The sequence below is a fragment of the Spongiibacter sp. C9W genome, from assembly GCF_057370015.1.
Map to the genome: position 1 here is coordinate 301,707 of NZ_CM170672.1, position 20,456 is coordinate 322,162.

Genomic DNA, 20,456 nt, shown 5'->3' on the forward strand with positions numbered 1-20,456 from the left:
CGAACACCCGATGCAGGCGGTGGGCACAAATGGGGAAGGGTTCATGAGTGGAGCACAGCAGGGCGCGCGCAACGGTATTTTGTCCCTGACAATCCGTGATAAAGCAGTGTTGTATGCGGCATACATGCCGTTTATTCGCGATGGTGGTCTATTTGTGCCAACGACCAAATCCTACAAGGTTGGCGATGAAGTCTTCATGCTGCTGACGCTGATGGACGAAGTGGAAAAAATCCCCGTTGCCGGAAAAGTGGTGTGGATTACCCCGCGTGGTGCCCAAAGTAATCGTGCGGCGGGTATTGGTGTTCAGTTCATTGGTGAAGACAAAACCGCCAACCAAAAAATAGAGCAGCAGTTAGCCGGAATATTGGAGTCGGAAAAACCGACCCATACCATGTAATTGTAGTCCCTCCTCGATAGCAAATTTGGAAACCCTTTTACTATGTTGGTAGACAGCCACTGTCACCTGGATCGCATTGACCTCAGTCCATACGGTGGCGAGCTTGCTGCTGCGGTTCGCGCCGCACAGGAGCGTGGGGTAGATAGAATGTTGTGCATTGGCATCGACTTAAATAATGCCCCCAAAGTCGTAGAGATCGCACAGCAGTTTGACAATATCTATGCATCTGTGGGGGTTCACCCCTTGGATATCAGCGACGATATTTGTGAAGTCGATGCCTTGGCTGAACTCTCAGCCCAGGAGAAAGTGATTGCGATCGGCGAAACCGGGCTCGACTATTACTACAGCGCTGAGAAGAAAGTGCTGCAGCAAGGCAGCTTCGCCAATCACTTGAAGGCGTCAGTAAAAACGGGAAAGCCCGTCATCGTGCACACGCGTGACGCCCGTGAGGATACCCTGTCGTTGATACAGCAGCACGGCGACCCAAAGGTTGCTGGTGTGCTGCACTGCTTCACCGAATCGTGGGAAATGGCCAGCGCAGCCATGGAGATGGGCTACTACATTTCCTTTTCGGGCATTATCACCTTCAAGAATGCCGCCGAGCTGCGCGACGTGGTAAAAAAAGTACCGATGGAGCGCTTGCTGGTGGAAACCGATTCTCCCTATCTTGCGCCGGTGCCTTATCGCGGCAAGAAAAATGAGCCCAAATACGTTCGCGAGGTCGCCGAGTGTGTTGCCGAACTAAAAGGGCTGAGTTTTGAGCAGGTTGCTGAGCAGAGCAGCAGGAATTTCGACCGACTTTTCAATTTAGTGTGAGCTACTTCACCGCATCTTACCGTGGGGACAAATTTTGAGTGATTCCAATCTCCAGCGCACCGCGCTCTACCAGCTTCATATCGACCTTGGCGCAAAAATGGTGCCCTTCGCCGGTTATGAAATGCCTGTGCAATATCCTCTGGGTGTAAAGAAAGAGCACCTTCATACCAGAGAAGCGGCAGGGTTGTTCGATGTATCGCACATGGGGCAAATTCGCCTTCAAGGTGAAAATATAGCTCGGGAGCTGGAGAAAATACTGCCCCAAGATGTGCTCGGTCTGGCAGAGGGGCGTCAACGCTACGGCTTAATGCTAAATGAGCAAGGCGGTATTCGTGACGATCTGATGTTTGCCAATCGCGGCGATGATTTTCTACTAGTGGTCAATGCCGCATGTAAAAACGACGATGCCGCCTGGCTGCGTGAGCACCTGCCTTCATCAATACAGGTTGAGCTGCAAAATGATCGCGCACTACTGGCGTTGCAGGGGCCAAAAGCTCGCGCCGTGCTAAGTAAGTTGGCGCCGACAACGGCTGCCATGCGCTTTATGGATACAGGTTTTATCAGCGTGGCGGGCATTGATTGCTGGCTGAGCTGCTCCGGTTACACTGGCGAGGATGGCTATGAAATTTCCGTGGCCAGCGCCGATGCCGAAAAATTAGCAAAAGCGCTTTTAGCTGAACCTGAAGTGGAGGCTATTGGTCTGGGGGCTCGCGACTCGTTGCGTCTCGAGGCCGGGCTGTGCTTGTACGGGCACGATATGGACCAATCTCGCAGCCCAATTGAAGCGGGCTTGTTGTGGGCAATCCAAAAATGCCGGCGTCCAGGCGGCGAGAGAGAGGGCGGGTACATCGGCGCCAGCGTGATTGCTCAGCAACTTCAAGATGGCGTTGCTGAGAAGCGGGTGCTGTTAGATGTGGAAGGGCGGGCGCCGGTTCGTGAGCACAGCGCCATTGTCAATGCTGACGGCGAACGTGTCGGTGAGGTCTGCAGTGGGGGCTTTGGTCCGTCGACGGGGGGACCGCTGGCGATGGCCTACATCGCGTGTTCGGCGGTGGAGCAGCAAGCGCTGTTTGCCGAGCTGAGAGGCAAGAAAATTCCAGTTGCCGTTCGCAGCGGCAGTTTTGTTCCCCAGCGCTACTATCGCGGCTAATGCATCCCTTTCAGCTGGGTGTCATAGAGGGTTTCTACGGCCGCCAGTGGAGTTGGCCCCAGCGTCAATCTCTGCCGAAGATGCTCGCGGATTGGGGGTATTCGGCGTATATCTACGCCCCGAAAGGCGACAGCAGTCTGCGTAGTCGTTGGCGCGAAGACTTCGACGCAGGGCACTTTGCGCGATTGCGCAGCCTCTCGGAATCCGCGCGCGAAGCCGGTATTGGCTGGGGTGTTGGTCTGTCTCCCGCCGGTCTGCAAGCTCACTTCACAGAAGCGGATGGCGCTGACCTGAGGCGAAAGCTGCAACAAATTAAAGCGCTGTGGCCGTCCCAGCTATGGATTTTGTTTGATGACCTGCCTGCGGGGGTGCCTGAATTAGCAGTGAGTCAATTACGAGTGGTGGATGCAGTTCGGCAAGTGTTGCCCGATACCCCGCTGGCGATTTGCCCGAGCTATTACAGCGAAGACCCGATATTGGAAAGCCTGTTTGGCGATTGCCCGAAGGATTATTTTGCGACCCTCAATGAGGGCTTGTCTGAGGATGTCGATATCCTGTGGACGGGACCGCGGGTTATCACTACTGCCTACGACGCTGACGACATGCATCGAGCCGCGTCGATCCTTGGCCGAAGGCCATTGTTGTGGGATAACTACCCTGTCAATGATGGCAAAAAGAGCAGTCGCTTTCTCAATACCCTGCCATTTTCCGGGCGCCCGTCGTCACTAAAAACGCTGGCGAGCGGACATTTTGTGAACCCGATGAACCAGTTTCACCTATCGTTACTACCGCTGATGGGGCTCGCCTCGGTATATGCAGGCGAAACTATAGCGCAAGACAGCATTTTCAAGGCCGCGCTGGGGAGTTTGCCCGAAGACTTGGCGCAATTATTGGCGGAGTATGCGCCAATGTTCCAGAATGAGGGCTTGGATGGTATGCCGGCGGCATTAAAAGCGGCAATTGCATCCAGGTGTGACCGCATAGCGCATCCCGCTGCAGGGGAGTTGGCTGCTTGGCTGCGTGAGGAGTACAGGTTTGACCCGGATTGCCTGACCGAGTAGGTCGGGTGAGCGGGGATTTTACGTGGCGGCTTGCCATAAATTACGCTTTCCGGTAGTTTTAGCACCCGAATGTTTACATGGTAAACATGTTGCTTCAGGCAAATGCCGCCGCCAACATCTCGACTAGAGAACTCGAATAGAGGGAAAACAATGATTTATCAAGGCAAGGCGTTAAGCGCAAGCTTTCTGGAAGATGGCATCGCGGAGCTCTGCTTCGACCTCCAGGGCGATTCCGTCAACAAATTTAACCGCATCACTCTCGAAGAGTTGGGCGAGGCAACCAAAGCTTTGGCTGCCGAATCCGGATTGAAAGGTGTTGTGGTTACCAGTGGTAAGGCGGTATTTATCGTCGGCGCTGACATCACCGAATTCACCGAGCTGTTCAAGTTGCCAGATGACGAGCTGCGTCAATGGTGCTCGCAAGCTAATGATGTGTTCAACGCTTTTGAAGACCTGCCGGTACCCACTGTCGCTGCCATCAACGGCGTTGCACTGGGCGGTGGTTATGAGATGTGTTTGGCCTGTGACTTCCGCGTGATGTCTAGCAGCGCTGTGGTTGGTCTGCCCGAAGTGAAACTGGGTATCAACCCAGGTTTTGGGGGCACTGTGCGTCTGCCACGTGTTATTGGTTGCGACAACGCGAACCTGTGGGTGGCTACTGGTAACCAGCAAAAGCCTGATGCTGCCTTGAAAGATGGCGGCGTAGATGCGGTGGTTGCACCTGAGTTATTGAAAGATGCCGCCGTTGATTTGCTGAAGAAAACCATTGCCGGTGAGTTTGATTACCAAGCGCGCCGCGAAGAGAAAAAATCGCCAGTCAAGCTGAACGATATTGAGCGCATGATGGCCTTTACTACCGGTAAAGCCATGGTTGCACAGCAAGCAGGTAAGAACATGCCCGCGCCTGTGACTGCCGTAAAATCGATGGAGCGCAACGCGACGTTGAGCCGCGATGAAGCTATCGAAGTTGAAATTGACCATTTCATCAAGCTGGTACGCACCCCGCAGTCCAATGCATTGGTCGGCTTGTTCCTGAACGAGCAGAGCGTTAGCAAAGCAGCCAAAGCCGCCGCGAAAGCCGGTGGCGACGTAAAACAAGGCGCAGTTTTGGGCGCCGGTATCATGGGTGGCGGTATCGCTTACCAATCTGCCTACAAGGGCACGCCCATTTTGATGAAAGATATCGCTGAAGCCGGTCTTGAGCTGGGTTTGAAAGAAGCTGGCAAGTTGCTTTCCAAGCGCGTTGCTCGCGGTCGTATGACCCCGGATAAAATGGCCTCAGTACTGAGCAGCATTCGTCCCACCTTGAATTACGATGGGTTTGACGCTGCCGACGTGATTGTCGAAGCGGTTGTTGAGAACCCCAAAGTGAAGCATGCTGTACTTGCTGAGACCGAAAAGCACATCCGTGAAGATGCGGTTTTGGCCTCTAATACTTCTACAATCTCTATTAGCTATCTTGCCGAAGCTCTTGAAAGACCTGAGAATTTCTGTGGTATGCACTTCTTTAACCCTGTGCATGCTATGCCTTTGGTAGAGGTTATTCGCGGCGAAAAAACCAGCGACGCCACCGTTGCGCGCACCGTTAAATATGCCCTGCAAATGGGTAAAACGCCTATCGTCGTTAACGACTGCCCAGGCTTCTTTGTAAACCGCGTGCTGTTCCCATACTTCGCTGGCTTCGACATGCTGGTTCGCGACGGTGCGGATTTCCGCCACGTAGACAAAGTAATGGAAAGCTTCGGTATGCCAATGGGCCCGGCTTACCTGATGGACGTGGTGGGTATCGATACCGGCTTCCACGCTGCAGAGGTAATGGCAGAAGGCTTCCCGGATCGCATGCGCCACGACTTCAAAGGCATCTCTCAAATGATGTTTGAAGCAAACCGCTACGGCCAGAAAAATGGCCTGGGTTTCTACAAATACGAGGAAGACAAGCGCGGTAAGCCCAAGAAGGCCGAGGACGAAACGGCTCTGTCTATGGCGGCACAAGCGCAGCAAAACAAAGTGGAAATCAGCGATGAGGACATTCTCGCTCGCATGATGATCCCAATGTGTGTTGAAACGGTTCGCTGTTTGGACGAGGGGATTGTTCGCGACCCTGCCGATGCCGATATGGGCTTGGTGATGGGTATCGGTTTCCCGGTATTCCGCGGTGGCGCACTGCGCTACATCGACCAAATGGGCGTGAAGGCATTTGTAGAAATGGCTGATCGCTACGCTGATCTTGGCAAGCTTTACCAGGTTACTGACAGCCTGCGTGAGATGGCGGCCAAAGGCGAATCTTTCTTTAAATAATCGGGCGGAGACTGAAACATGAACTTCAAAGCAAATGATGTAGTCATTGTAGATTGCGCCCGTACTGCGATGGGCCGCTCTAAGAACGGCGTATTTCGCAATGTGCGCGCAGAAAATATGTCGGCGGCGCTGGTAGACGCGTTGCTGGCGCGCAATCCCGGTGTTGATCCCGCTTCCTTCGAAGACGTGATCTGGGGCTGTGTAAACCAAACTAACGAGCAGGGCTGGAATATTGCCCGCATGATGTCGGTGATGACTAAGCTGCCCCACGAAGTGGCTGGTCAGACGGTTAGTCGCCTGTGTGGTTCCTCGATGTCAGCCCTGCATACTGCAGCGGGGTCAATTACTGCAGGCCTCGGCGATACCTTCCTGGTGGGTGGTGTTGAGCACATGGGTCACTTGGCGATGAACCACGGTGTTGACCCCAACCCTCAGGCGAGCAAGTACGTGGCGCGCGCCGCGGGCATGATGGGTATGACCGCCGAAGCGCTGGGTATGTTGCACGGCATTAGCCGTGAGCAGCAGGACGAATTTGGTCTGCGCTCCCACCTGCGTGCAGCTGCCGCGCAGGAGCAGGGTTTATTCGACAACGAAATCGTTGCCATCGAAGGTCACGACGAAGAAGGTCGCAAGATCCTGGTGAAAGCCGATACGACCGTTCGCCCTGAAACCACGCTGGAAAGCCTGGCTCAGTTGCGGCCTGCTTTTGATCCTAAAAATGGTACCGTAACTGCGGGTACCAGCTCGCAGATTGCCGACGGCGCATCAGCAATGATCGTTATGTCTGGTCAGCGGGCGATGGACCTCGGTCTCACGCCGCGCGCGAAAGTGCGCAGCATGGCAGTGGCAGGGGTTGATCCCTCAATCATGGGCTACGGTCCTGTGCCATCAACCCAAAAAGCACTGAAGCGTGTTGGTTTGACGATGGATGATATCGATACTGTTGAGCTGAACGAGGCCTTTGCCGCGCAAGCTCTGCCAGTATTGAAGGACCTGGGTCTGCTGGACAAGATGGATGAGAAAGTGAACCTGAATGGCGGCGCAATCGCGTTGGGTCACCCCTTCGGCTGTTCCGGTACCCGTATCATCGGCACGCTGCTTAACGTTATGGAGCAAAAAGATACCAGTGTGGGTCTTGCTACCATGTGTATCGGCATGGGCCAGGGTATCAGCACGATTATTGAGCGCGTATAAGCGTTCAGCCCCTCCGGCCCCTTTGTGGGGCCTTGTCGCAGGGCTTTGCTTGATTGCGGGCAGACCCTGTGGCACAATTCCGACCCTCGTTTGGCAGCAGTCAAACGAAGTCACGTTAAGTCGTTAGTTTTCAACGATTTACAAGTGTGCGGATGTGGTGAAATTGGTATACACGCCAGATTTAGGTTCTGGTGCCGCAAGGCGTGAGAGTTCGAGTCTCTCCATCCGCACCATTTCATAGAATTCTTTAAGCGGGCTGGCATTGAAAGATCCAGGTCGTGTGATTGATCGCTTTTGAGGAACTTCCATGCAAGTCTCAGTTGAAACGACGTCAGGTCTTGAGCGTCGCTTAATCGTAGGTGTACCTGCCGCTCGTGTTGACAGTGCCGTAGACAGCCGCCTGCAAGAAGCTGCGAAAACCGTCAAGCTGAACGGTTTTCGCCCCGGTAAGGTGCCGATGAAGGTTGTTCGTCAGCGCTTCGGTCAATCTGTGCGTATGGAAGTATTGGGTCAGGTAATGAATGACTCATTTTACGAGGCAATTCAGGAGCAGGGTCTCAAGCCTGCAGGTCGCCCTGAAATTGAGCCCAAAAGCATGGATGAAGGCAAAGATATCGAATTCGTTGCCACATTTGAGGTGTTCCCCGAGATTGAGTTGCTGGATTACAGCAGCATCGAGGTCAAGAAGCCGGTATCTGAAATCACCGACGCCGACCTGGATAAAATGATCGAAAACCTTCGTAAGCAGCGCGCTAGCTGGGAGGCGGTAGAGCGTGAGGCGGCGACGGGCGATCAAGTGAATATCGACTTTGTTGGCACAAAGGACGGTGAAGAATTCGAAGGTGGAAAAGGCGAAGGGACCGATCTGGAATTGGGTTCAGGTCGTATGATTCCAGGCTTCGAAGACGGTATTGTCGGCATGAAGGCTGGCGAAGAGAAAGTGGTAGCGCTGAGCTTCCCTGAGGATTATCACAGTGAAGAGCTCAAAGGTGCCGCGGTAGAATTTGCGATCACCGTGAACGCGGTGAAAGAGCAAGTGCTGCCCGAGCTGAATGAAGAGTTCTTTAAAATGTTCGGTGTGGAAGAGGGTGGCGAAGACGCTTTCCGTGCTGAAGTTAAAAAGAATATGGAACGCGAGTTGAAAAATGCGACAAAGACCCGCATTAAAACTCAAGTGATGGACGGTGTTCTTGACGTGCACGCTGAGCTGCAAGTGCCCAAGGCACTGGTCGCTCAGGAAATTGATGCCTTGCGCAACCAGCAAATGCAGCAATTTGGTGCATTGGCGGAAAAGTTGAACCCCGCGGATATCCTGCCAGACGACCTGTTCCGCGAGAATGCAGAGCGCCGCGTTAAGCTGGGCCTGGTATTGAACGAACTGATTGCTGCGGAAGAGATTAAAGCTGATGCCGATAAAGTGCGTGCCACTTTAGAGGAAATGGCAGCAAGCTATGAAGACAAAGAAGAAGTTATCAACTACTACATGAGCCAGCCGCAGCAATTGCAGCAGATTGAGGGCATGGTTATTGAAGAGGAAGTAGTTGAAAAACTTCTTGAAAAAGCGAAGGTTAGCGAAGAAACTTTAAGCTACGAAGAAGTTATGTCTCCGCCAGCTCAGGAAGACGAAGAAGATTGATCACACTAGTTCACTAGTGCTCTTCGTCAAGCGGCTGAACTTCGGTTCCGCCGCTTGATTTTTTTCTGGCATGCCATAACGTAACAGTCAATTCACGACACAGAAGAGAATTGCGTATGTCCCGAAACTCCTTTGATGGAATCAATAACAATACAATTAACAACTTGGGGCTCGTGCCCATGGTTGTTGAGCAAACGGCACGCGGTGAACGGTCTTACGATATTTACTCCCGCCTGCTCAAAGAGCGCGTGATCTTCTGTGTGGGCCCTGTTGAAGACCACATGGCTAACCTGATTGTGGCGCAGATGCTGTTTTTGGAGTCCGAGAACCCCGATAAAGATATCCATTTGTATATCAATTCGCCCGGCGGGTCGGTAACCGCGGGTTTGTCGATTTACGACACCATGAGCTTTATCAAACCCGACGTAAGTACGATGTGTATTGGCCAAGCGGCCAGTATGGGTGCCTTCCTGTTGAGTGGTGGTGCCAAGGGCAAGCGTTTTATTCTGCCTAACGCGCGGACGATGATTCACCAGCCCAGCGGCGGTGCACAGGGGCAGGCGACAGATATCGATATCCATGCGCGCGAAATTTTGATCATTCGTGAACGTCTGAATCAATTAATGGCTGAGCATACCGGCCAGGATTACGAAACCATTGCTCGCGACACCGAGCGCGACAACTTTATGAATGCTCAGCAGTCGTGCGATTACGGACTTGTTGATCAGGTTATTACGTCACGTAGCTAAGGGGGCGCGTCCTCGCGGGCGCGGCCGTTCACTTGCAAAACAGGGCAAAAGGGGTCATCTTAAGATCAGAAAAAGATGCCCAATACGTCGACAAGGTGATTGTTAATGAGTAGTAAAGACGGCGCAGATGACAACGGCAAGCTGCTGTATTGTTCGTTTTGCGGCAAAAGTCAGCATGAAGTACGCAAGCTGATTGCGGGGCCTTCGGTATTTATCTGTGATGAATGCGTGGACCTCTGTAACGATATTATCCGTGAAGAGGTTCAGGAAGCGGCCAGCGAGGCGGGCAGTGACAAGCTGCCGTCGCCGCAGGAGATTAACGCGACCCTGGATCAGTACGTTATTGGTCAGGCGCGCGCCAAAAAGGTGTTGGCGGTTGCGGTATACAACCACTACAAGCGACTCCGCCACGGCGATAAAAGCAAGGACGAAGTAGAGCTGGGCAAGAGTAATATCTTGTTGGTGGGGCCAACCGGCAGTGGTAAGACGTTGCTGGCCGAGACGCTCGCTCGTTTGTTGGATGTCCCGTTCACAATTGCTGATGCAACAACGCTGACGGAAGCTGGCTACGTCGGCGAAGACGTTGAGAACATCATTCAGAAGCTGTTGCAGAAGTGCGACTACGATGTTGAAAAAGCCCAGATGGGTATTGTCTACATCGATGAGATCGACAAAATCTCTCGCAAGTCAGATAACCCCTCAATTACCCGGGATGTCTCCGGTGAAGGCGTTCAGCAAGCGCTGTTGAAGTTAATTGAGGGCACGGTAGCCTCGGTCCCCCCGCAGGGCGGTCGGAAGCATCCACAGCAGGAGTTTTTGCAGGTAGATACCTCGAACATCCTGTTTATCTGTGGCGGTGCCTTTGCGGGCCTCGATCGCGTCATCCGTGACCGCTCTGAGAAAGGGGGCATCGGCTTTGGTGCGGAGGTCAAAAGCAAGGACGAATCCCGCAATGTGGGTGAAGTACTGGCTGACGTCGAACCAGAGGATCTGGTGCGTTATGGCTTGATCCCCGAGTTTGTCGGCCGACTGCCGGTGATTGCCACGCTCGAAGAGCTCGATGCGGAGGCGCTTGTTAGCATCCTGACTCAGCCGCGTAATGCGCTAACCAAGCAGTACGCCAAGCTCTTCGACATGGAAGGTGTTGAGGTTGATTTTCGTGAAGACGGGCTTCGGGCCGTTGCTGAGAAGGCCATGGTTCGTAAGACGGGTGCGCGGGGGCTGCGCTCGATCCTGGAGTCTGTACTCCTGGATACCATGTATGACCTGCCGTCCACGGATAATGTCAGCAAGGTTGTGGTGGATGCATCGGTGATCAATGGTGAATCGCCACCTATTCTGGTCTACAGCGACCAAAGAAAGGTCGCTCCAGAGGAATAAACCTACGTAAAGCCGCCTGATTCCCAGGCGGCTTTTTTGTCAGTTTGTTTACAGTCAAGTCTTGTATTTCTGCCTTCAAATCCCCATCTTAGAACCATAACCGCCTGCATATCGTAAAACGGTATACCTGCTGTGCGGGCCCAAAATGATTCAAAAAGAGGCGAGCTAATGGCTGACAAGCGTGAAACTCTAGAGTTGCCGCTGCTTCCCCTGCGAGATGTAGTTGTCTATCCCCACATGGTTATCCCTTTGTTCGTAGGCCGAGATAAGTCGATTCGGGCTCTCGAGCTGGCCATGGCTGACAACAAAGAAATTATTCTCGCAGCACAAAAAAATCCAGATGTGGATGAACCTTCCACAGAAGACCTGTATGACATTGGCACCGTCGCCAATATTCTTCAGTTGTTGAAATTGCCTGATGGCACCGTCAAGGTGCTTGTTGAAGGTGATTATCGCGCACAGATAGACGCTATCGCCGCTGAGGACGAGTATTTCAGAGCAGAGGCCTCGCCAATTGTTGAGCGGAAGATCCCGGATGAAGAGTCTGAGGTGATGCTGCGCTCTGCTATCTCCCAGTTTGAGAAATACATTAATTTAAGCAAGAAGATCCCTTCTGAAGTACTGACCTCTCTATCCGGTATTGATGAGCCTGGTCGTCTGGCAGACACCGTTGCCGCTCACATGAGCATGGAGCTCGAGCAGAAGCAGGCGGTATTGGAAATGAGTGATGAGCGCGAGCGCTTAGAGCACTTAATGGCGCTGATGGAGTCGGAGATCGACCTGTTTCAAGTAGAAAAACGCATTCGCGGGCGCGTTAAGAAACAGATGGAAAAGAGCCAGCGTGAGTACTACCTCAATGAACAGATGAAAGCGATCCAGCGCGAGTTGGGCGAATCAGAAGAGGGCGCCAACGAGCTTGAAGAGCTTGAGAAGCGCGTGGCTGAATCTGGTATGAGCAAAGAGGCGCTTGAGAAAGCCAAGGCCGAGCTTTCTAAGCTAAAAATGATGTCGCCAATGTCTGCCGAGGCCTCAGTTGTACGCGGCTATATCGATTGGCTGGTAAATATCCCCTGGCAGAAGCGCTCGCGTGTAAAACATGACCTCAAACGCGCGCAAGAAATCCTTAACAGCGATCACTACGGTCTTGAAGAGGTTAAGGAGCGTATCCTCGAGTATTTGGCTGTACAAAAACGCGTTAAGAAAGTAAAAGGGCCCGTGCTGTGCTTGGTGGGGCCGCCAGGGGTAGGTAAAACATCGCTGGGTGAGTCGATCGCACGTTCAACGAATCGGAAGTTTGTTCGGATGGCGCTTGGCGGGGTTCGCGACGAGGCAGAGATTCGCGGTCATCGCCGCACATACATTGGCTCCATGCCGGGTAAAGTTATTCAGAAAATGTCTAAGACAGGCGTGCGTAACCCGCTGTTCTTGTTAGACGAAATTGACAAGATGGGGATGGATCATCGCGGCGACCCGGCATCGGCGCTGCTTGAAGTGTTGGATCCGGAGCAAAACCACGCCTTTAACGATCATTACCTCGAGGTGGACTACGATTTATCCGACGTCATGTTTATTTGCACGTCGAATTCGTTGAATATTCCCCCGGCATTGCTTGACCGGATGGAAGTCATCCGCATACCCGGATACACCGAAGATGAGAAGATCAACATAGCGCGGCGCTACCTCATTCCTAAACAGCTGAAGAATAACGGCTTGAAGGAAAAAGAAGCGTCTATCGGCGATGAAGTGATTCAAGACATTGTCAGGTACTACACTCGCGAGGCAGGTGTCAGGGGACTGGAAAGAGAGATCGCCAAGGTTTGCCGTAAAATTGTTAAGAATGTGGCGCTTAGCGACGATAAGTCGCCTATAGAGGTCACCTCGGAAAACTTGGAAGAGTACCTGGGTGTTCGCAAATTTACCTTCGGTAAAGCGGAGGAAGAAAACAAGGTTGGTCAAGTAACAGGGCTGGCATGGACGCAAGTGGGTGGCGAGCTGCTAACCATTGAGGCGGTGTCAGTGGTCGGCAAGGGGCGTCACATCCAAACCGGATCGCTGGGCGATGTTATGCAGGAGTCGATTCAAGCTGCTATGACGGTAGTGCGGAGTCGGTCTAAGCGTTTGGGCGTGCCGGCGAAGTATCACGACCGCCACGACATTCATATTCACATGCCTGAAGGGGCAACACCGAAAGACGGACCGTCCGCTGGTATAGGTATGTGTACCGCGCTGGTTTCTGTTATCACCGGAATTCCGGTCCGCAGCGACGTGGCGATGACCGGTGAGATCACTTTGCGCGGTCAGGTATTGGCGATTGGCGGCTTGAAAGAGAAGCTTCTGGCCGCGCACCGCGGCGGTATTACCACAGTGCTGATCCCGGCCGAAAATGAGCGCGACCTTAAAGAAATTCCGGAAAATATTAAAGCCGATCTCGATATTAAGCCGGTCAAGTGGATTGACGAAGTGCTTAATATAGCGCTTGAGCGCGTGCCCGAGGAGATTTCGGAGGAGGAATACCTCGCGGGTTTGAGTGATGAGCAGAAAGCGCTGGAAAACAACCCGGAAGGAGAAAAAGACAGCCGAATCAGTGCCCACTGAGTCGGCTGAGTGCAGGCGGTAGAGCTTGCTGTTCTGGTCACCCAGTGATCAGGCTGCAAGCCGCATGTGCTCTATGCTTCGCAGTTTTACGATAATGCGGCCAGTGATGCAGAGTTTCCTTGACCGCCCCAGAAGCAGTTGGTATAAATCCTTCTCTCTGAGTCGGCGGCTACTGTCATCGTGTTTACATGCTAACGTCGCCACCAGCTTTGCAATACAGTTTTTCATAACAATTCGAAGGGGAAGGATAAGTGAATAAATCTGAGCTAATCGACGCCATTGCCGAGTCAGCAGATCTCTCTAAAGCGTCGGCCGGTCGTGCACTGGACGCAGCAGTTGAAGCCATTACTAACGCGCTGAAGTCTGACGACTCTGTGTCGCTGGTCGGTTTTGGTACTTTCAGTGTTAAAGAGCGCGCTGCTCGCACTGGCCGTAACCCCCAGACTGGTGCGCCAATTGAAATTGCTGCTGCGAAGATTCCTAGCTTCAAGGCTGGTAAAGCGCTGAAAGACGCCTGCAACTAAGTTCAGTTGCGACAGTCATAGCGTTAGACAGAGTCGTCGCGAAGAGGTACCGCCTCTGTCGAAAGGCGCATCGAAAGATGCGCTTTTTTTATATTTGAATGGGTTCAAAGGTAAATGCTGCAAAATATCCGCAACAATATCCAAGGTACCGCTGCCAAGGTCATTATCGCCATTATCGTGGTGCCATTTGCATTCTTTGGTATCGACAGCCTTTTCAGTGGTGGCTCACAGACACCGGCCGCGGTAGTAAATGGTGAAAAAATTTCTCAGGCGGAGTTGCAGCAGGCACTTGCCATGCAGAAACGCCGCTTGATCAACATGATGGGCGATAAACTCGAGCCCTCGATGCTTGACGATGCCGTGTTGCGCAAGCCGGCTTTAGACTCGCTGATTAAACAGCAGTTGCTTTTGCAAGCTGCAGAAGACGCGGGAATTGAGATTTCAGACCAGCAGCTAAATATCACCATCGCCTCCATGCCTCAGTTCCAGGAAGATGGTCGTTTTTCACAAGAGCGCTACCAGCAAGTATTGCGCCTGCAGGGATACAACAGCGCGTTGTTCAAACAATTACTACGCTCTGACTTACTTATTCAGCAGCTGTCGGCATCTGTGGCGGCATCGGCTTTCGTTACTGAAAGAGAGTTGGACGAAGCCATCGCCTATATCCACGAAAGCCGCGATTTTCAAACCGTCACCGTGCCGCTCGAAAAATATCGCAAGTCAATCACGCTGACTGATGAAGAGCTCAAAAGCTACTACGAAGAAAATGGCGCGCGCTTCCAGAGCGAACCCAAGGTAAAAGTGTCATATCTGGAGCTGAAAGAAGAGCAGTTCTACGAGCCTGTGTCTGAACAGCAGGTGGTCGCCGAGTACGAGCGCCTTATCGAGGGGATGACGCAGGATACAGAGCGAGAAGCAGCTCATATACTGTTAGAAATTGACGATGAGCTTGATCGCGACCAAGCGGTAGCCAGGCTCAATGAGGTGAAGCAGCGCCTGTTATCCGGCGAATCGTTCGCCGAATTAGCTCAGTCGTTGTCCGAGGACCCAGGTTCAGCGTCCAATGGCGGAAACCTGGGCTTTACCGCAGGCGATAGCTTTCCAGCAGAATTTGAAGATGCCCTGGCAGCACTTGAAGCGGGGCAAGTCTCCGACCCTGTTGAAACTGAAGCAGGTGTCCACTTGATTAAGTTGCTGAGCGTCAAGCAGCCAGAGGTGCCCAGTTTGGAGTCGGAGCGCTTGGCAATTACTGAAAGACTTCGTCGTCAAAAGGCGCGTCCGAAGTTATTGGCGGCGGTTGAGTCGCTGCGTGATCTCGTCTTTAACGCCGAAAGCCTCGCTATGCCGGCTGCCGAGCTGGAACTGGAAGTTAAGCGCAGCGACTGGCTTTCTTCTGAGGATAATGACGGCTTGTTTGCTGACCAGAGAGTCAAACAAGCCGCGTTTGATAGCGAGTTGAGAGAACAAGAGTTAAACAGCGATGTGTTTGAGCTCAGTCCTGATCACTTCTTGGTGTTGCACGTCGATCAATATCAAGCGCCCCAGCTGCGGCCCTTTGAAGATGTGCGAGCAGAAATTGAAGTGAGCTTGCAAACAGAGAAAGCGGCGCAGCAGGCAAAAGCCGACGCCCAGGAGATAGAACAACAATTAGCTGCCGGTCAGCGTGCAGAGGCAGTTGCCAAGCAGCACGGTCTGGACTGGCAGGCGATGCAGGATATCCGCCGCAGTGACATCAGCGTAGAGCCAGCACTGCGACGTTTCGTTTTTGAATTGGCGGCACCGGCGCAAGATAAGGCCGTTGCGGCGACATTGCATCAACAGAGCGGTGATTACACAGTCGTTCAACTTCTTGCGAGTGAGCCCGGTCAACGCGCCGCTCTCGAGGCCGAAGCATTGTTAAATTTGCGTCGAAGCGTTGCTCAGAATGCGTCATCTCAAGCGTTTGCTAACTATTTTAACAATTTGTGGAACAACGCAGATATCACCATCAACTAACAGGTTGATATCAGGTAAGCGACGAAGTACCCCATACACTACCGGGGCGAATGCCCTGGTAAGGATAGAATAATGAATAAGGCGAGCGAACAACGGCGCCTGTCGGCGGGTCAAGTGGACGTTTGGTGTTGTGCGACTGACGACCCGCGACTATTAGCGAAGATGGATCGCTATTTGAATATGCTCTCTGATGAAGAGAAGCAGGAATACGAGCAGCGTCAGCATGCTGGGCAAGCAGAAGAATACCTGGCCAGTAGAGCGTTTTTGCGCACAGTACTGGCGCAGTACACGGGGCAGGAGCCGGAGCAGCTGATATTCGACAGCAACGACTTCGGTAAACCTTTTCTACCAGCGTACAGCGATAGCGTAAGCTTTAATGCCGCCCACACCCACGGCTTAACGCTTTGTGCAGTGACCAGTGGCTGTGATATTGGCGTGGACGTCGAATTCCAAACCGATAGCCAGGGAATGCTGGACGCTGCTGATGATTATCTTTCTCCCGCGGAAATGCTTGCATTGCGCGAAGTTGAGGAAGAAGGGCGGCTAAGTGTTTTCTTTCGCTCCTGGACATTGAAAGAGGCGTATTTGAAAGCGCGCGGTAAAGGCTTGTCGATTCCGCTGCACGATTTTTCGGTACTACTCAATGGTTTGGACGTAAGCCGCTTCGACGCCGATGACGCCGAGCGTTGGGAATTGCGCTTACTTGCTCAAGATGAAGATTTTACGGCTGCTATCGCTGTGGCCGGAAAAATAGCTGATATCAAAGCGTTCCATTGCTTGCCTCTCGTTGAAATGTCAGAGCTCGGTCAACTCGCTGAATTACTACCTGCGGCTAAATCATAGGCTTGGTTTCTGCTGCAGTCCCTGCCAAGGAGGATGTGTGTACAAAATTCTTACCCTGAACCAAATCTCTGTGAAAGGCCTCGAGCGCCTGCCCCGCGAACAATATGAGATCGCCAGCGAATTTAGCTCACCCGACGCCATTTTGCTGCGCAGCCACAAATTGCAGGGCGCGGATATTCCGCAATCGGTCAAAGCCATCGCTCGCGCAGGGGCTGGCACTAACAACGTGCCCGTCGCAGAGTGCACAGACCGGGGTATCCCGGTATTTAATAGCCCGGGTGCTAATGCCAACGCGGTAAAAGAGCTGGTCATAGCGGGCTTGACGTTGGGTTCGCGCGGTATTCTCGAGGGAATTGCCTACGTGAATACGCTAGGGGACATGAAAGATGGTGCCGCTCTTGCCAAATTATTAGAAAAGGAAAAGAAACGCTTTAAGGGAAATGAGCTGGCGGGCCGCACCCTGGGTATTGTTGGCCTGGGGGCTATTGGCTCGATGATCGCCAGAGCCGCGCTCGATCTGGGCATGAAGGTTATTGGTTACGACCCCGCGCTGTCAGTCGATGCGGCATGGCGTTTGCCAAGCGCGGTGAAAAAAATGGAGAACCTGGGCAGCTTGTTTGCGCGTGCCGATTACATCACTCTCCATCTCCCGGTACTCGATGCAACGCGAGGGCTGGTGAATGCAGAGCTTCTGAGTAATTGTCGCCCAGGCACGTGCTTGCTGAATTTCGCACGTGAAGAGATTGTTGATGTTGCCGCGGTGATCGATGCACTGGAGGCCGGGCAGCTACGTCGCTTTATCACGGACTTTCCAACGCCGGAATTGATTGCGCGTGATGAGGATGTGGTGCTGATGCCGCATATCGGTGCCAGCACCGATGAGGCCGAAGAAAATTGCGCGATCATGGCGGCTGATCAGTTAGATGATTTCCTGCGTAACGGGAACATCAAGAACTCGGTAAACTTTCCGAATCTGCAGCTTGAGCGCAGTGGTGATGTGCGCCTGGCTGTGGCCAATCGCAATGTGCCGAAAATTCTTGGCAGTATCTTGGCGCTGTTATCCGATGCAAACGTAAATATCGTTGATATGCTTAACAAAAGCCGCGATGAAATTGCCTATAACCTTATCGACTTAAACGGCAATGTCGACGACGCATTGCTTGCAAAAATTGCTGACCTAGACGGTGTGGTTAACGTGCGAGTCATTCGCTGAGTGCAGCTCACTTGGCAACCCTAGGGAGAGCCCCATGAGTAGCCTGGAAACCATTGAACGCTTATTGAGAGACCAGGCCGGCAGACCACCGATTGAAAAGTGGCAGCCGGCGCTGAGTGGCGAAATCGACATTCAGATTTTGGCTGACGGGCGTTGGATTCACGAAGGTGGCGAAATCAAGCGCCATGAGTTGGTTAAGCTATTTGCCTCTATTTTGCGGTGCGAAGCGGATGGTCACTATTATTTAGTCACTCCGGTCGAGAAATGGCGCTTACAGGTCGAAGACCTCCCGCTGCTGATCGTTGATATGGAAGTAGGCGAATCAACCTCGGAAGGGCGTAGAATTGCCGTTAAAACTAACGTCGATACATGGCATGAGCTCGGTCCTCAGCATCGGCTCAGTGTGACCGAGTCACCTGATTCGGGGGAGCCGAGGCCGGCCGTTGCTCTCGAGCACGGCTTGTCAGCAAGAGTGAATCGCGCCTGTTTTTACCGCCTGGTAGATCTGGCTGAGCAGCATGGCGATCGACTCATTGTTCGCAGCGCCGGTGAGCAATTTGAGCTAGGGCGTGTATAAGTAACCCCAGACATTTTGGGGAGATGAAAACCAAAAAAGGCAGCCATCTGGCTGCCTTTTTTGTTGAAGCGTCTTAACTACATGTTGGGATAGTTCGGTCCGCCCAAACCTTCAGGAGTCACCCACACAATATTCTGGGCGGGGTCCTTAATGTCACAGGTCTTGCAGTGTACGCAGTTTTGTCCGTTGATTTGGAAGCGCGCTTGGCCACCTTCGTCTTCGACCACCTCATACACCCCTGCTGGGCAGTAACGCTGAGCGGGCTCGGCGTACTTGGGCAGGTTGTCACGAATAGGCAGCTCGGCGTCCTTCAACGTCAGGTGGCAGGGCTGATCTTCTTCGTGGTTAGTGTTAGAGAGGAATACTGACGACAAGCGGTCAAAGCTCAGCTTGTTATCAGGCTTGGGGTACTCAATCTTTTTGCAGCTGTCTGCAGGCTTCATTTGCGCGTAATCAGGCTTGGTATCGCTCAGCGTCCAAGGCAGGTTGCCGCCAAAGATATTCTGATCGATAAAGGCATAGGCTGAGCCGAAGAAGTTGCCGAACTTGTGCTGAGCTGGGCCAAAGTTGCGCTGAGCGTACAGCTCTTTATACAGCCAGGAGCCTTCAAAGGCAGTGGTGTATTCGGTGAGTTCTTCACCGGATTTATTGTCTTCAGTCAGCGCCTTGTGGACAACTTCTGCGGCCAGCAAACCGGACTTCATCGCGGTGTGGCTACCTTTGATCTTGGCAAAGTTCAGCGTGCCCGCGTCACAGCCAATCAGCAGGCCACCTGGGAAGGTCATTTTTGGTAGAGACTGCAGGCCGCCTTTTGCGATAGCCCGAGCGCCGTAGGACACGCGCTCACCGCCATCGAGGTACTGCTTGACGACGGGGTGTTGCTTATAGCGTTGGAATTCCTCGAAGGGAGACAGCCACGGGTTATCGTAGCAGAGGTCGGTAATCAGGCCGATTGCGACTTGGTTGTCTTCCAGGTGGTAGAGGAAAGAGCCACCGAGGGCGCCATTTTCAGAGAGTGGCCAGCCGGCAGTATGAACGACCTTACCTTGTTCGTGCTTGGCGGGATCGATTTTCCAAAGTTCTTTAATGCCGATGCCGTAATGCTGGGGCTCTTTGCCCGCATTCAGGTCGAATTTTTCCATCAAACGCTTGCCGAGGTGACCGCGGCAGCCTTCTGCAAACAGGGTGTATTTTGCATGCAGCTCCATGCCGGGCATGTAGCTGTCTTTTTGGCTGCCGTCTTCGGCAATGCCCATATCGCCAGTGACGATACCTTTTACACTACCGTCGTCATTGTACAGAACATCAGCAGCGGCAAAGCCGGGGTAGATCTCTGCACCCATGCCTTCGGCCTGCTCGGCCAGCCAGCGGCACAGGTTGCCCAGGCTAATAATGTAGTTACCTTCGTTGTGCATCGTTTTGGGCACAGCGAAGTCGGGAACTTTGATGGCTTTTTCACCGCTGGTCATGAAGTAGATATCATCACCAGTCACTGGCGTGTGCAGCGGCGCGCCTTTTTCTTTCCAGTCCGGGAATAGCTCGTCCAGCGCGGTGGGTTCAAATACTGCGCCAGATAGAATGTGGGCGCCGACCTCAGAACCTTTTTCTACAACACAAACGCTGATGTCTTTTCCGCTGGTTTCACTTAACTGGCGAATTTTGCAAGCTGCTGCCAAACCTGCAGGCCCAGCACCGACGATCAGGACGTCAAATTCCATTGATTCGCGTTCCACAGACTCTCTCCTCTAAGATTAAGCATAGGTGTAGCCCTTATTGGCTGGGCGTTTTGACACCATTTTTGAAGGCGCAAGTATAAGTGTCAGCACGTAAAAACGCCACATAAGCACCGCTCGGCTGTCAAACTTAACGTCAGTATTACCCGGGGTTGTCCTTTTTTATATGGCAGGAATGACCGCGCAGATCGTATTTTCGGCGATATTCAGCGAAATAGAACTGCGCTATGCCTGTTATTCAGCGGCTGAATAGCGCACTCATGTTGACCTTGACGGCCAATGCCGTCAATATAAC

The 20,456-nt window shown here is 52.9% G+C and carries 16 protein-coding genes and 1 tRNA gene; 16 read left to right on the top strand and 1 reads right to left on the bottom strand.

All coding sequences use genetic code 11. The features are described 5' to 3' along the window. The first annotated feature begins 43 nt into the window (after nucleotides 1-43). The 16 genes from AC2Q8J_RS01465 (at nucleotide 44) to AC2Q8J_RS01540 (ending at nucleotide 18,428) form a co-directional block, all read left to right on the top strand. On the top strand, nucleotides 44-397 hold the full coding sequence (locus AC2Q8J_RS01465; RefSeq protein WP_027873795.1) for a PilZ domain-containing protein: 354 nt from the start codon (nucleotides 44-46) through the stop codon (nucleotides 395-397). 42 nt (nucleotides 398-439) lie between these two features. Further along, nucleotides 440-1,213, top strand: coding sequence for a TatD family hydrolase (locus tag AC2Q8J_RS01470; protein ID WP_486451963.1), 774 nt, complete (start codon nucleotides 440-442; stop codon nucleotides 1,211-1,213). A 34-nt stretch (nucleotides 1,214-1,247) separates the two neighbouring features. Next, the gene (gcvT, locus tag AC2Q8J_RS01475) at nucleotides 1,248-2,363 is read left to right on the top strand and encodes a glycine cleavage system aminomethyltransferase GcvT (protein ID WP_486451964.1); all 1,116 of its coding nucleotides are present in this window, start codon (nucleotides 1,248-1,250) and stop codon (nucleotides 2,361-2,363) included. Then, on the top strand, nucleotides 2,363-3,424 hold the full coding sequence (locus tag AC2Q8J_RS01480) for a beta-N-acetylglucosaminidase domain-containing protein (RefSeq protein ID WP_486451965.1): 1,062 nt from the start codon (nucleotides 2,363-2,365) through the stop codon (nucleotides 3,422-3,424). Before gcvT ends, AC2Q8J_RS01480 begins: the two co-directional genes overlap by 1 nt. A 150-nt stretch (nucleotides 3,425-3,574) precedes the next feature. Further along, complete coding sequence (gene fadB / locus AC2Q8J_RS01485; protein WP_286695085.1) at nucleotides 3,575-5,722, top strand: fatty acid oxidation complex subunit alpha FadB; 2,148 nt, start codon at nucleotides 3,575-3,577, stop codon at nucleotides 5,720-5,722. 18 nt (nucleotides 5,723-5,740) lie between these two features. Beyond that, nucleotides 5,741-6,916 carry an acetyl-CoA C-acyltransferase FadA gene (fadA, locus tag AC2Q8J_RS01490; protein WP_486451966.1) on the top strand — a complete coding sequence of 392 codons (1,176 nt, stop codon included), beginning with the start codon at nucleotides 5,741-5,743 and terminating at the stop codon, nucleotides 6,914-6,916. 148 nt (nucleotides 6,917-7,064) lie between these two features. After that, nucleotides 7,065-7,149 (top strand) — tRNA-Leu (locus tag AC2Q8J_RS01495). A 74-nt stretch (nucleotides 7,150-7,223) separates the two neighbouring features. Then, complete coding sequence (gene tig, locus AC2Q8J_RS01500; protein WP_424143244.1) at nucleotides 7,224-8,552, top strand: trigger factor; 1,329 nt, start codon at nucleotides 7,224-7,226, stop codon at nucleotides 8,550-8,552. A gap of 116 nt (nucleotides 8,553-8,668) precedes the next feature. Then, entirely contained in the window at nucleotides 8,669-9,301 is a 633-nt protein-coding gene (gene clpP, locus AC2Q8J_RS01505; protein WP_036256150.1) for an ATP-dependent Clp endopeptidase proteolytic subunit ClpP, read from the top strand. A gap of 105 nt (nucleotides 9,302-9,406) precedes the next feature. After that, complete coding sequence (clpX, locus tag AC2Q8J_RS01510) at nucleotides 9,407-10,681, top strand: ATP-dependent Clp protease ATP-binding subunit ClpX (protein ID WP_027873787.1); 1,275 nt, start codon at nucleotides 9,407-9,409, stop codon at nucleotides 10,679-10,681. 168 nt (nucleotides 10,682-10,849) lie between these two features. Continuing rightward, entirely contained in the window at nucleotides 10,850-13,276 is a 2,427-nt protein-coding gene (gene lon, locus AC2Q8J_RS01515; protein ID WP_288363156.1) for an endopeptidase La, read from the top strand. Between the two features lie 251 nt (nucleotides 13,277-13,527). Beyond that, nucleotides 13,528-13,800 carry an HU family DNA-binding protein gene (locus AC2Q8J_RS01520; RefSeq protein WP_027873785.1) on the top strand — a complete coding sequence of 91 codons (273 nt, stop codon included), beginning with the start codon at nucleotides 13,528-13,530 and terminating at the stop codon, nucleotides 13,798-13,800. Nucleotides 13,801-13,914: 114 nt separating this feature from the next. Beyond that, the gene (locus AC2Q8J_RS01525; protein WP_486451967.1) at nucleotides 13,915-15,795 is read left to right on the top strand and encodes a SurA N-terminal domain-containing protein; all 1,881 of its coding nucleotides are present in this window, start codon (nucleotides 13,915-13,917) and stop codon (nucleotides 15,793-15,795) included. 72 nt (nucleotides 15,796-15,867) lie between these two features. Further along, a complete protein-coding gene (locus tag AC2Q8J_RS01530; RefSeq protein WP_486451968.1) occupies nucleotides 15,868-16,638 on the top strand; it encodes a 4'-phosphopantetheinyl transferase family protein in 771 nt (256 codons plus the stop codon). A 37-nt stretch (nucleotides 16,639-16,675) separates the two neighbouring features. Continuing rightward, a complete protein-coding gene (locus tag AC2Q8J_RS01535) occupies nucleotides 16,676-17,851 on the top strand; it encodes a phosphoglycerate dehydrogenase (protein ID WP_486451969.1) in 1,176 nt (391 codons plus the stop codon). A gap of 34 nt (nucleotides 17,852-17,885) precedes the next feature. Next, nucleotides 17,886-18,428 (top strand): DUF1285 domain-containing protein, encoded by a 543-nt coding sequence (locus tag AC2Q8J_RS01540; RefSeq protein WP_424145036.1) that lies wholly within the window; start codon nucleotides 17,886-17,888, stop codon nucleotides 18,426-18,428. Between the two features lie 77 nt (nucleotides 18,429-18,505). Here the strand turns inward: AC2Q8J_RS01540 and AC2Q8J_RS01545 are convergent, their stop codons facing one another. Then, a complete protein-coding gene (locus AC2Q8J_RS01545; protein ID WP_204996500.1) occupies nucleotides 18,506-20,161 on the bottom strand; it encodes an electron transfer flavoprotein-ubiquinone oxidoreductase in 1,656 nt (551 codons plus the stop codon). Between the last annotated feature and the right edge of the window lie 295 nt (nucleotides 20,162-20,456).

Coding starts and splice junctions, on each gene's coding strand:
- AC2Q8J_RS01465 (WP_027873795.1), top strand. CDS start 44: ATGAGTGGAGCACAGCAGGGCGCGCGCAACGGTATTTTGTCCCTGACA.
- AC2Q8J_RS01470 (WP_486451963.1), top strand. CDS start 440: ATGTTGGTAGACAGCCACTGTCACCTGGATCGCATTGACCTCAGTCCA.
- AC2Q8J_RS01480 (WP_486451965.1), top strand. CDS start 2,363: ATGCATCCCTTTCAGCTGGGTGTCATAGAGGGTTTCTACGGCCGCCAG.
- fadB (WP_286695085.1), top strand. CDS start 3,575: ATGATTTATCAAGGCAAGGCGTTAAGCGCAAGCTTTCTGGAAGATGGC.
- fadA (WP_486451966.1), top strand. CDS start 5,741: ATGAACTTCAAAGCAAATGATGTAGTCATTGTAGATTGCGCCCGTACT.
- tig (WP_424143244.1), top strand. CDS start 7,224: ATGCAAGTCTCAGTTGAAACGACGTCAGGTCTTGAGCGTCGCTTAATC.
- clpP (WP_036256150.1), top strand. CDS start 8,669: ATGTCCCGAAACTCCTTTGATGGAATCAATAACAATACAATTAACAAC.
- clpX (WP_027873787.1), top strand. CDS start 9,407: ATGAGTAGTAAAGACGGCGCAGATGACAACGGCAAGCTGCTGTATTGT.
- lon (WP_288363156.1), top strand. CDS start 10,850: ATGGCTGACAAGCGTGAAACTCTAGAGTTGCCGCTGCTTCCCCTGCGA.
- AC2Q8J_RS01525 (WP_486451967.1), top strand. CDS start 13,915: ATGCTGCAAAATATCCGCAACAATATCCAAGGTACCGCTGCCAAGGTC.
- AC2Q8J_RS01530 (WP_486451968.1), top strand. CDS start 15,868: ATGAATAAGGCGAGCGAACAACGGCGCCTGTCGGCGGGTCAAGTGGAC.
- AC2Q8J_RS01540 (WP_424145036.1), top strand. CDS start 17,886: ATGAGTAGCCTGGAAACCATTGAACGCTTATTGAGAGACCAGGCCGGC.